Genomic DNA, 12,113 nt, shown 5'->3' with positions numbered 1-12,113 from the left:
ATGACCACCACGCGAGGACCGTTGTTCGATCCCACGTTCGGTGCTGCCGCCGCTGCTGCGTTGGTATCGGACCAGGCCTGGGTGACGGCGATGCTGGACACCGAGGCGGCGCTGTCACGTGCGGCCGCCGAGCACGGCGTCGTCGAGTCGGCGCATGCCGCACAGGTGACCGAGGTCGCGTCCGAGCTTAGGCGACCAGGAGCAGTAAACATCGTGCACCTCGGTGCGCTGTCCGCCGCCGGGGGCAATCCGGTCATCCCGCTGGTGAAACTGCTGCGCGCGGCGGCGGCCGAGCACGGCGTCCCCGGCAGCGCGGTTCATCCCGGAGCAACCAGCCAGGACATCGTCGACACCGCTCTCATGCTTCTCACCTCACGCGTTCTCGCTGCAGTGCGTGAATCCCTCGCCGACGCCGTCGCCGCGGGGGCCGCTCTCGCGCGTCGACATCGCGACACGCCGGTTGTAGCGAGAACTCTCGGCCAACAGGCACTTCCGACGACGTTCGGTGCCGTTGCCGCGAGTTGGACGGCAGGCCTCCTGCGAGCCGACGACGATCTGGCCCGGGTCGAGGCGTCCGCGTCGGTCCAGTTCGGCGGTGCTGCAGGCACGTCGGCGGCCGTGTTCCCTCACGGCTTCGAGGTGGCCGACTCTCTCGCCGACCAGTTGGGCCTCGCTCGGCAGACCATTCCCTGGCACACCGACCGGACCCGGATCGGCGAGATCGCGTCCGCCCTCGGGATCGCGGCGGGGGCCATCGGCAAGCCTGCTCTCGACATCACGCTCCTCGCGTCCACCGAGGTCGCCGAGGTCTCCGAAGCCGCCCCTGGCGCCTCTTCGGCCATGCCGCACAAGCAGAACCCCGTCGCCGCCGTCGCCGCACGGGCAGCATCCGTTCGGGTGCCGGGCCTCGTGTCGACGATTCTGTCCGCGATGGCGCACGATCACCAACGTGCATCGGGGGCGTGGCATGCGGAATGGGAGACACTGACGGACTTGCTTCGACTGACTGCGGGTGCCGCCGACCGATTGGCGGTGAGCATGTCCGGTCTACGCGCGAATCCCGACGCGATGGCCCGTAACCTCGCCGCCACGCACGGACTTCTGCTCGCCGAACGAGTCACCACGGCACTCGCGGCCCACACCGACGACGCACGATCCATCGTCACCGCCGCATGCGCGTCCGGCCTTCCCCTCGAATCCGATTCCTCCATCACCGCATTCCTCGAACCCGCCGAAGTACGTGAACTGCTGGACCCGGCAGGCTATCTCGGCCATGCCGGCGACATCGTCGATCGTGTACTCGACCTGGTCCGAGCTCGACACGAAGGAACAGCATGACCGTCGACCTGTCCTACGACCTCGTACCCGGAACCGAGAACCGCGGCACCACAGTGGTGCTCGTCGGATCGCTCGGGTCGGACCGCTCGATGTGGGACCCGCAGGTGGCGGGTCTGGTCGAGTTCGCCGACGTCATCGCCGTCGACCTTCGCGGTCACGGTTCGTCACCTGTGCCCGACGGCCCCTACTCGGTCGGCGACATGGCAGAGGACGTTCTGGCCGTGATGGATTCGCTCGGGCGGGACCGAGTGCATCTGGTCGGCCTCTCGCTCGGCGGCGCGATCGCACAGTGGATCGCCGTGCACCGCCCGGCGCGGGTCCTCGGCCTCACCCTGCTGTGCACGTCTGCTCGCTTCGGAGACCCGCAGTCCTGGATCGACCGCGCGGCAACTGCGCGCGCGACGGGGACCGATTCGCTGGCGGACACCGTACTGGCCCGGTGGTTCACCGCTGAACTGATCGCTCGCGACGGTGAACTCGCCGCGCGTCACCGATCGATGATCTCGTCCACGTCCGACGAAGGCTATGCCGCAGCGTGTGAAGCGTTGTCGCAGTGGGACAACCGCGCAGACCTCGGCCGAATCAGTGCGCCCACCCTGGTGGTGGCAGGTGAGCAGGACCCGGCAACGACGCCGCCGGACATGCAGGTGCTCGCCGACGGTATCGCCCGCTCGGACTTTCATGTCCTCCCCGGCGCCGCGCATCTGGCGAACGTCGAACAAGCGGGACACATCACGCGATTGATCGTGCGACACATCGTCGGCGACACGTACGACGCAGGCCGTGCAGCGGCGTATCGAGCGGGAATGCACGTGCGGCGAGCGGTACTCGGCGACGCACACGTGGATGCCAGCATCGAGCGCACCACGGCGTTCACTGCGCCGTTCCAGGATTTCATCACCCGCACCGCGTGGGGCGACGTCTGGACCCGCGACGGTCTCGACCACCGCACCCGACGTCTGCTGACACTCGCCATTCTGACCGCCGTGGGCAATCAGCACGAGTTGGACATGCACATCAAGGCGGCCCTGCGGGCAGGATTGGATCCCGACGAGATGGCCGAGGTCTTCCTCCACACTGCGGTGTACGCGGGCGTGCCGAACAGCAATGCGGCGTTCGCGCTGGCCAACACGGCACTGGCCGAACACACGGGATCGGAGACGACATGACCCAACCCGGTTCGGGCGAGCAGCAGGGTCCGTCGCCGGACTACGTGCAATCTCTCGCCCGTGGACTCGCCGTGATCCGTGCCTTCGATGCCGAGCATCCGCGCCGTACGTTGTCGGACGTCGCGAAGACGACCGATCTGACCAGGGCGACGGCGCGAAGGTTTCTGCTCACGCTCGTGGAACTGGGGTACGTGCGCAGCGACGGCTCGATGTTCTGGCTCACTCCTCGCGTCCTCGAGTTGGGGTACAGCTACCTGTCCTCGCTGTCGTTACCGGACGTCGCGGGCCCACACCTCGAAGCTCTCGCCGAGCAGGTCCGCGAGTCGTCGTCGGTGTCGATCCTCGACGGTGACGACGTCGTGTACGTCGCCCGTGTTCCGGTCAGCCGAATCATGACCGTTGCCATCACCATCGGCACTCGCTTCCCGGCGTTCGCGACGTCGATGGGGCGCGTCCTGCTCGCCGGGCTGCCCGAGGACAAACTCGACGCCTACTTGCGCCGGGTGGAGCTGAGCCCTCTCACCGGCCGCACCATCACCGATGTCCCGTCGTTGCGCACAGAGCTCGATTCCGTACGCGCGCAGGGGTACTGCCTCGTCGACCAGGAACTGGAGGAAGGTCTGCGGTCGATCGCGGCCCCGGTACGGGATCACGCCGGCAACGTCGTCGCGGCTGCGAATGTCTCCACTCAAGCTGCCCGCCACAGCGCGGACGCCGTACGCGAACATCTGTTGCCCGCTCTGCTGCGCGCGACGGCGGCGATCGAAACCGATCTCTACCGCGTGCAATCACAGTCCACCGATCACAAAGGAAGTCGTCATGCCTGACGCCGTCGTCTGCGAACCTCTCCGCACCCCCATCGGCCGATTCGGCGGTGTCTTTCGCGATGTCACGCCCGAATCGCTGGCGGCAACGGTGATCACCGAACTCGTCACGCGCACCGGCATATCGGGATCGGACGTCGACGACGTCATCCTCGGCCAGGCATCGCCCAACGGTGACGCCCCCGCAATCGGACGGGTTGCCGCGCTGGACGCCGGACTGGGAATCGAGGTCCCCGGTCAGCAGATCGACCGTCGATGCGGGTCCGGGTTGCAGGCCGTTCTCCAGGCGTGCATGCAGGTACAGTCCGGCGGCAGTGACCTCGTCCTCGCGGGCGGGGTGGAAAGCATGAGCCAAGCGGAGTTCTACGCAACGGGGATGCGGTGGGGCGTCAAGGCAGAAGCCGTGGCCCTGTCCGATCGACTCGCCCGCGCACGTGTCACCGCAGGCGGAAAGAACTTTCCGGTTCCGGGCGGCATGATCGAAACGGCCGAGAATCTTCGTGCCGAGTTCTCGATCAGTCGACGCGACCAGGACGAACTGGCCGTGCTGTCGCATCACAAGGCCGTCGCCGCGCAGAAGAACGGCGTCTTCGCCGAGGAGATCGTCGGGGTCTCGGTACCGAAGCGCACAGGTGACGCGCTGGTCGTCGACACCGACGAACACCCCCGCGCGGACACCAGCGTCGAGACGCTGTCCACACTGCGCCCCATCCGAGGAAAGATCGACCCGGACTCGACGGTGACCGCGGGCAACGCCAGCGGGCAGAACGACGGGGCAGCGCTCGCCATCGTCACGACACCGGAGAAGGCCGCGGCACTGGGTCTGCGGCCCATGGCCAAGCTCGTCAGCTGGGCCGTGGCCGGCGTGCCACCGCGCACCATGGGCATCGGGCCGGTGCCCGCCGCCGAGAAGGCACTCGGCCGTGTCGGACTCACCCTCGCCGACATGGACGTCGTCGAACTCAACGAAGCGTTCGCCGCACAAACCCTCGCAGTACTGCGCACGTGGGGAATCGAGCCCGACGACCCCCGGCTCAACCCCAACGGTTCGGGGATCTCGCTGGGCCACCCCGTCGGCGCTACCGGCGGACGGATCCTCGCCACCCTGCTGCGCGAGATGAACCGTCGACAAGCGCGGTACGGTCTCGAAACAATGTGCATCGGTGGCGGTCAAGGCCTCGCCGCAGTATTCGAACGCATCGGTTGACCGACCTCGGACGTGGGATGGGAGCGTCCATCCCACGTCCGTCACCTCACCTCTGCAGCTGGGCCGCGAGCCGCACTGCCGAGTTGACCTCGCCGTAACCGTCGTACCCACCTCGGCGTTCGCACACCTCGAAGAAGAGATCCTCCCCCACCACGGGGGTGAAGAAGTGGAAGAACTCGCCGCCCGAACCGTCTGCGTCGTAGAGGATTCCGTGCTTCTCGAGCTGCGCCAGCAGTTCGTGATCCAGATCGAACCGTGCAGCGAGGTCGAGGTAGTAGTTCGGCGATATTCGCAGCGATCCGAACCCGCGCGCCGTCATCTGCTCGGCGGCGCTCAGCACATCGGCACACGCGAATCCAACGTGGCTCACTCCGCCTCGCCGTGCCGCCGGGAGCGTGTCCGTCGACGACGACCGACCGGGAACCATGTTCAGCGAGAGCCGAACGACACCGTTCTGCGTCGGCAGCGTCAGAGCTTGGCTACGGACGGTGCCGACGGCGTCGACCACATCCTGGCCCTCGTGCGGGGTCATGCCGAACACCGACCTCAGCAACAGCATGATGCCGTCCCAACTGTCTGCCGGTACGGCAAGGGCGATGTGGTCGACCGACTCGACGATAGGAGCGGCGGGGGAATCCGGCTGTCGTGGAACGAGATCGAATGCGGACTGCCACGCCCCCGCGCTCGCGCGACTGCGAAGATCGAGTGATGTCGCGTCGGTGACGCTCATTCTGACAACATCGTGATCGGTTCCGGCGACGCCGGGCATCGAGACCGAGTCGGCGGAGACACCGAATGCTCGGGCCCGGGTCTGCCACTGAGCCGGGTCGTCGCTGCGCACCCCGATCTGGGCCACGGCGGGCAGATGCGCGGGCACCCCGGGCGACGTCCAGAGACTGTCGACGGTGGTGTCCACGGCGACGGCGAGCGGACCCTGCGTGAACAACTGCAGGCCGTGACGACTGTGCGCGGCGGTCATGTCGAACCCGAGATGACGCAGGGTCCGGCCGAGTCCACCCGCCTCGACGGGACCTGCGGCAACGCGCAAGGACACGATGTTCTCGATCGGTCCCGCTGCCGGCGCCTCGAACAGCGCCGACGAGGTCGGCGATCGGCGCTCGGCCACTTTCTCCTGCAGATACAACAGCGATCGGTGAGCGTCGGCGGCAGTGCGGCCGGTGGCGGATTCCCGGAACACGTCGTTGAAGATCTCCAGGGACCACGGGCCGGCATACCCGGAATCGACCACCCGGGAGCCGAATTCGGGGAGGTCGAAGTTGCCCTGCCCCGGGAAGCACCGGTGATGCCTCGACCACTGCAGCACGTCCATCTTCAACCGCGGCGCGTCGGCCAGCTGCAGGAAGAAGATCTTCTCCCCCGGAATGTCGGAGATGCCGGCCGGGTCGTCACCGCGGGACAGGACGTGGAAGCTGTCCAGGCACGTGCCGAGCGCGTCGTGATCGGCGCGCCGCACGACGTCCCAGGCATGGCGGTAGGTGTTGACGTGGGTTCCCCACGCCAATGCCTCGTACGCCAGCCGCATTCCGCGTTCCTGCGCGATGTCCGCGGCCCCCAGCAGTTGTTCGACGAGGCGCTCGTCCTCGGTCACCGCGCCGGGCAGCGGCGACGAGCAGACCAGAAGCAGATTGCACCCGAGTTGCTCCATCACGTCGAACTTGCGCTGCAGCCGACCGAGATTGCGCTGATATCGACGGTCGTCGGCGCTGTCCAAGTCGCGGAACGGTTGGTACAGATCGACGCTCAACCCGAGATCTGCTGCCTGCTTCGCAATGTCGGACGGTGAGAACGGCGACGCGATCAAGTCGGCCTCGAAGACCTCGAATCCGTCGAATCCCGCGTCGGCGATGGCCGTCATCTTCTCTCGCAACGACCCGCTGAGCGACACCGTGGCCACGGACGTGCGCGGGGCGGTCACGACGACACTCCGGTCAGTGCCGACTCTTCCTCCAGCAAGATCAGCTCACGCATGTGCGCGGACATGCGGTCGGCGTCGGCCGCTCTGCCGGTGAAGATCTCGAACGCGTCGGCTGCCTGGTGCACTGCCATACCCGTCCCCGCCAGCGTCCGGCATCCACGTGCCGCGGCGGCGGCCAACAGTTCGGTCTCCGCGGGGCGGTAGACGACCTCGGCCACCCAGTGGTCCGGTCGCAACAGCGTCGGATCGAACGCGATACCGGGATGTGCGGCCATCCCGACCGGTGTCGCGTGCACGATTCCGTCGGCAGCGGACAGCAGTCGCGAAAGGTCGGCCGGCGCAGCCGCGGCGAACGTTGTTCCGGGGAACACTGCCTGCATCGACGACAACAGGGCGCGCGCCCTCTCTCCGTCGGCGTCGACCACGGTGACCTGCCCAGCGCCTGCTTCGGCCATCGCGTACGCCACCGCCGCTCCCGCACCGCCTGCTCCGAGCAGGACCACGTCCCGGGTCGACGCCCCGGCCAGACCGAGTTCGAAGCTTCGACCGAACCCCGACCAGTCGGTGTTGTGACCGATCTTCTTGCCACCGTCGAACAGAACCGTGTTCACTGCCCCGAGCCTGGCCGCATCGTCGGACAGTTCGTCGAGGTGATCGATGACGATCTGCTTGCACGGATGGGTGATGTTGAGGCCACGGAAACCGAGGTCGGCAGCTGTGTCGACCAGACGTGCCAGGTCGTCGGGGGTCGCACCGACGGCGTCGAGGTCGACGATGCGGTAGACGTAGCGCAGGCCGTGCGCGGCACCCTCTCGTTCGTGCATCGCCGGGGTCAGCGACCTGCCGATGCCCGTGCCGATCAGACCGCAGACCAGTGAATCGTCCACTTCCGGACTCCCTCGATTGTGCGTGTGTTCGTAATGTACGAACTAGTGAGTTATTCGAGCGTACTACGAGAATGTCCGCTACCCCACACTTCCTGAACGATTTTTTGCAGGGATAGAGTTTCGGATCATGACGTCCACGCGCCCGGGAAGCGACTCCGCTCCAGCAAGAACGAGCGCGGAGGGCCCCAAACGCAGGCGAAACAGCGATCTGACGCGCAGCAACATCCTCGACGTCGCCACCAGCGAATTCGCGGACAAGGGATACGCGGGAGCACGTGTCGACGAGATCGCCGAGCGGACGCACACGACGAAGCGGATGATCTACTACTACTTCACCGACAAAGAGCGCCTCTACCAGGCGGTACTCGAACGTTCCTACAGCGCGATCCGCGCCCGCGAACGTGAGCTCGACACCGAGGGACTCTCCCCCACCGACGCGATTCGGGCGATCGCGTCGCTCACGTTCGATCACCACGAACACAATCCGGATTTCATCCGATTGGTGTCCACCGAGAACATTCTTCGCGGTGAGCACATCAGCAAATCCGAGGCACTGAGCAACCTGGGCAACCCTGCGGCCGAGCTGCTCGAGAGCATCCTGACGCGAGGCCAGGCCGATGGATTGTTCCGAACCGACGTCGATGCTCTCGACGTGCACATGGCCATCAGCAGCTTCTGCGTGTTCAGACTCTCCAACCGGTACACCTTCGAAGCACTGTTCGGGCGCGACCTCACCGCCCCCGCGCACCGTGAGCATCTGCGGAGAATGTTGGGCGACATGATCATTGCTTTTCTGACCTCGACCGAGGTCTAGTTTCGACCTCTCTGCCGGTGTTCGTATCACGAACATGTAGGCCATACCGCATCAGGGCTTGACACGTGGCCCGGGTCACGTTCAGTATCTAGTGACGCCCAGTTTTAACCGTTTAGTACATTACGGTCCGATCGGGATGAACCCGGCTCCGTCGACCTTGTGTACTCCCCCTTCACGCGAAGAGAGACCGAAGATGAGCGATCCCGTGACGCAGCATCCCGACCCCGCCGGTGGGCGGGCCACGGCCAACCCGAAGCGCGCGGCCACCGCAGCCTGGGTGGGCAGCGCACTCGAGTACTACGACTTCTTCATCTACGGCACCGCCGCCGCATTGGTGTTCGGTCGAGTGTTCTTCCCCAGCTCGAGCGCTGCCACCGGTACGCTGCTCGCCCTGGCGACGTTCGGCGTCGGCTACCTCGCCCGCCCACTCGGCGCACTCGTCCTCGGGCACATCGGAGATCAGTACGGCCGAAAACGAGTGCTCGTTGCCACCGTCCTGCTGATGGGCGTCGCTACCCTCGGCGTCGGCCTGCTCCCCTCCTACGAGACCATCGGCATCGCGGCCCCGATCATCCTCGTCGTTCTCCGTCTGTGCCAGGGCTTCTCGGCCGGCGGTGAGCAAGCAGGCGCGAACTCCATGACTCTCGAGCACAGCCCGGACAACCGCCGCGCGTTCTTCACCAGCTTCACCCTGAGCGGCACCCAGGGTGGACAGATCCTCGCAACGGCCGTCTTCCTCCCCGTCGCCATGCTTCCCGAGGACCAGCTCCTGTCCTGGGGTTGGCGAATCCCGTTCTTCCTCAGCGCATTCGTTGTTCTCGCCGCATTCCTCATCCGCCGCTCGCTCGACGAGACCCCGGTGTTCGAAGAGGAGGTCGCCACCGGCGAACAGCCGAAGATGCCGCTCTCGGTTCTGCTCACCGATCACTGGCGTGCAGTGCTGCGCGTCGTGTTCGCTGCCGTGATCGCCTCTGTCAGTACCATTTTCAGCGTCTACGCGCTGTCCTACGCGGTGAACACGGTAGGGCTGGAACGCACGCCGATGCTCTGGGTCGGAGTGCTCGCCAATGTTGCTGCGCTGTTCGCCCTTCCGTTCTTCGGTGCCTTTTCCGACCGTATCGGACGCAAGCCCGTCTTCATCTTCGGTTCCACCGGCTGCGCGGTTCTGATGTTCGGGTACCTCTGGTCCATCTCGACCGGAAACTACCTCCTGATCTTCGCATTCGGCATCGTGATGTTCGGCATCGTCCACAGTGCCACCGGCGGCGTCTGGCCCGCGTTCTACGGCGAGATGTTCCCCGCCAAGGTCCGACTGTCCGGAACGGCGATCGGCACCCAGATCGGCTTCGCCATTGCAGGTTTCGCACCCACCATCGCCAGCGCGATCGCCGGCGACGGAATCGGAGCGTGGTTCCCGGTGGCTGTGGTGACGGCGGTCTTCTGTGCCATCAACATCACCATCGTCGCAACCTCGCGCGAAACGTTCCGAGTCCCCACCGAAAAGCTCGGACTCACCAAGAGAGAGGCAGCGGCCGTCCCGACGACGGTGTGACCTCTCATGACGAGCTTCCACCACACCTCCCCGACGGCGGCCGCGATCCGGCCGTCGTCGGACGAGCACTTCCGTCTCTACGCGGTGCAGTACGCATCGCGAACCGGTACACGCGAGCAACATTTCCACTACTGCGACGGGCGAGGGCAGGAACCACACCCGACGGCGTACTACGTGTGGCTGGCCGTCTCCGCATCGCACACGATCCTCATCGATGCCGGAATCTCGCCCGAGACCGCCGCAGGGATGGACGGCCTGAACTACCACGGTTCGCCGCTGGAACTCGTTGCAGCACTGGGCAATTCCGCCGATCGGATCGACCTGTCGATCCTCACGCACCTGCACTACGACCACACCGGAGTCGTCGCGGACCTCCCCGAGGCACGATACGTCCTTCAAGCCGACGAGCTCGAGTACTGGACCGGCCCATGGGCACGTCGGATCGTTCGCGAACAGTGGCTGAACTCGGAAAAGGATGTTGCACACCTGCGTTCGGTCGGCGACCGGCTGCAACTCGTCGACGGTGACGCGGAGCTCCTACCGGGCATATCCGTACACCGCGTCGGTGGTCACACGGCCGGAATGCAGGTGGTGCGCGTCAAGACAGCCGACGGATACGCTGTCGTCGCCTCGGACGCGAGCCACTTCTACGAGAACATCGAGAACGACTCACCGTTCGCGATCCTTCACGACATTCCAGGCATGTACTACGCGTTCGACCGAATCAACGAACTCGCGGATTCTCCGAGCCTGGTGGTTCCAGGACACGATCCCGAGGTGGCCGAGCGCCACGCCCTGCTCGACGCATATCCCGACGCGCACGCGTTCATGATCGGCTGAGCGACAGAATCCACGAAGAAGGCCCGGTCGGATTCGACCGGGCCTTTCTCGTCTGTCGCTTGTTCCGCGCTACGCGGACTTGTCGCGGCGCTCGGGACGTTCCGGCTTGCGCGGAACGATAGTCGGGAGCACGTTGTCGTTCACTGTCTCGGACGTGACGACGACCTTCGCCACGTCGTCACGGCTCGGGATGTCGAACATCACGGGGTTGAGCACCTCTTCGAGGATGGCGCGCAGGCCACGAGCACCGGTGCCGCGCAGGATCGCCTGGTCCGCTATGGCTTCGAGTGCGTCCTTCGTGAACTCCAACTCCACGTTGTCCATGTCGAACAAGCGGCTGTACTGCTTGACCAGAGCGTTCTTCGGCTCGGACAGGATGGTGACGAGCGAGTCCTTGTCCAGGTTGGTCACCGACGCCACGACGGGGAGGCGTCCGATGAACTCCGGGATCAACCCGAACTTGATCAGATCCTCCGGCATCACCTCGGCGAAGTGATCCTGCGTGTCGATCTCTGCCTTCGAGCGGACCTCGGCGCCGAAGCCGAGTCCACGCTTGCCGACACGATCCGACACGATCTTCTCCAACCCAGCGAAAGCGCCGGCCACGATGAAGAGCACATTGGTGGTGTCGATCTGAATGAATTCCTGATGGGGGTGCTTGCGGCCACCCTGGGGCGGGACGCTTGCCTGCGTACCCTCGAGAATCTTCAGCAGCGCCTGCTGAACACCCTCGCCGGACACGTCGCGGGTGATGGACGGGTTCTCGCTCTTGCGGGCGATCTTGTCGACCTCGTCGATGTAGATGATGCCCGTCTCGGCGCGCTTGACGTCGTAGTCGGCGGCCTGGATGAGCTTCAGCAGGATGTTCTCGACGTCTTCACCGACGTACCCTGCCTCCGTCAACGCGGTGGCGTCGGCGATCGCGAACGGGACGTTGAGCATCTTCGCCAGCGTCTGGGCGAGATAGGTCTTGCCGCACCCGGTGGGGCCGAGCATCAGAATGTTCGACTTCGCCAGTTCGACGCTCTCGCCGCGGCCGTCGCGCGCTTTGTCTCCGGCCTGGATGCGCTTGTAGTGGTTGTAGACGGCCACAGCAAGCGTGCGCTTGGCCGTGTCCTGTCCGATCACGTAGTTCTCGAGGAAGTCACGGATCTCGGAGGGCTTGGGCAGGTCGTCGAGCTTGACCTCGCTCGACTCCGCGAGCTCCTCCTCGATGATCTCGTTGCACAGGTCGATGCACTCGTCGCAGATGTACACCCCAGGACCTGCGATGAGCTTCTTGACCTGCTTTTGGCTCTTTCCGCAGAACGAGCATTTCAGCAGATCGCCACCGTCACCGATGCGTGCCATGTTCGAGGTTCCTACTTCCTTGTCCGCGTCTGGCCGTGCGACACCCAACGGATGCCGACCCGACCGTGAGCAACTTCTCGATCGACAGCGCCTGAGCCCTGATGCGACCGTACCCGTGATCCGGAGATCAGGGCGAGTTGTTTCCGGTGATTCGTCGTCCGAATTCTCGCGGAACTCGGGAACCGACTCTCACCAC

Annotated in this window: 10 protein-coding genes; 7 read left to right on the top strand and 3 right to left on the bottom strand. The window is 65.5% G+C overall.

Features of this window, described 5'->3' with window-relative positions; translation table 11 throughout:
* The 4 genes from CH289_RS19740 to CH289_RS19725 are packed head-to-tail and all read left to right on the top strand — an operon-like array spanning window position 1 to window position 4,538.
* Window positions 1-1,338, top strand: a complete 1,338-nt coding sequence (locus CH289_RS19740) for a lyase family protein (protein ID WP_094728394.1) — start codon at window positions 1-3, stop codon at window positions 1,336-1,338.
* The gene (gene pcaDC, locus CH289_RS19735; RefSeq protein WP_094728393.1) at window positions 1,335-2,507 is read left to right on the top strand and encodes a bifunctional 3-oxoadipate enol-lactonase/4-carboxymuconolactone decarboxylase PcaDC; all 1,173 of its coding nucleotides are present in this window, start codon (window positions 1,335-1,337) and stop codon (window positions 2,505-2,507) included. The genes CH289_RS19740 and pcaDC overlap by 4 nt, the downstream gene beginning before the upstream one ends.
* Window positions 2,504-3,334: an IclR family transcriptional regulator gene (locus CH289_RS19730; protein WP_094728392.1), complete on the top strand. Its 831-nt coding sequence runs from the start codon at window positions 2,504-2,506 to the stop codon at window positions 3,332-3,334. The genes pcaDC and CH289_RS19730 overlap by 4 nt, the downstream gene beginning before the upstream one ends.
* Window positions 3,327-4,538, top strand: a complete 1,212-nt coding sequence (locus CH289_RS19725) for an acetyl-CoA C-acetyltransferase (RefSeq protein WP_037158239.1) — start codon at window positions 3,327-3,329, stop codon at window positions 4,536-4,538. Before CH289_RS19730 ends, CH289_RS19725 begins: the two co-directional genes overlap by 8 nt.
* Window positions 4,539-4,584: 46 nt before the next feature.
* Here CH289_RS19725 and CH289_RS19720 read toward each other — a convergent pair whose 3' ends face one another.
* Window positions 4,585-6,474: a sugar phosphate isomerase/epimerase and 4-hydroxyphenylpyruvate domain-containing protein gene (locus tag CH289_RS19720; protein WP_033190427.1), complete on the bottom strand. Its 1,890-nt coding sequence runs from the start codon at window positions 6,472-6,474 to the stop codon at window positions 4,585-4,587.
* Window positions 6,471-7,361 carry a shikimate dehydrogenase gene (locus tag CH289_RS19715; RefSeq protein WP_020111677.1) on the bottom strand — a complete coding sequence of 297 codons (891 nt, stop codon included), beginning with the start codon at window positions 7,359-7,361 and terminating at the stop codon, window positions 6,471-6,473. The genes CH289_RS19720 and CH289_RS19715 overlap by 4 nt, the downstream gene beginning before the upstream one ends.
* 127 nt (window positions 7,362-7,488) lie before the next feature.
* On the opposite strand from CH289_RS19715, the gene CH289_RS19710 reads away from it, so the two are divergent.
* From CH289_RS19710 to CH289_RS19700, 3 genes are all read left to right on the top strand, one after another.
* Entirely contained in the window at window positions 7,489-8,175 is a 687-nt protein-coding gene (locus CH289_RS19710) for a TetR/AcrR family transcriptional regulator (RefSeq protein ID WP_019664745.1), read from the top strand.
* 193 nt (window positions 8,176-8,368) lie between these two features.
* Complete coding sequence (locus CH289_RS19705) at window positions 8,369-9,727, top strand: MFS transporter (protein WP_094728391.1); 1,359 nt, start codon at window positions 8,369-8,371, stop codon at window positions 9,725-9,727.
* 6 nt (window positions 9,728-9,733) lie between these two features.
* Window positions 9,734-10,567 carry an N-acyl homoserine lactonase family protein gene (locus CH289_RS19700; RefSeq protein WP_094728390.1) on the top strand — a complete coding sequence of 278 codons (834 nt, stop codon included), beginning with the start codon at window positions 9,734-9,736 and terminating at the stop codon, window positions 10,565-10,567.
* Between the two features lie 69 nt (window positions 10,568-10,636).
* Here the strand turns inward: CH289_RS19700 and clpX are convergent, their stop codons facing one another.
* Window positions 10,637-11,917, bottom strand: coding sequence for an ATP-dependent Clp protease ATP-binding subunit ClpX (clpX, locus tag CH289_RS19695; RefSeq protein ID WP_026347736.1), 1,281 nt, complete (start codon window positions 11,915-11,917; stop codon window positions 10,637-10,639).
* Between the last annotated feature and the right edge of the window lie 196 nt (window positions 11,918-12,113).

Origin of the sequence: Rhodococcus sp. RS1C4 (assembly GCF_002258225.1) — a bacterium.
GTDB lineage: Bacteria > Actinomycetota > Actinomycetes > Mycobacteriales > Mycobacteriaceae > Rhodococcoides > Rhodococcoides fascians_E.
Note: the sequence above shows the minus strand (reverse complement) of the source record. Positions and strands in the feature narration are given on the sequence as shown.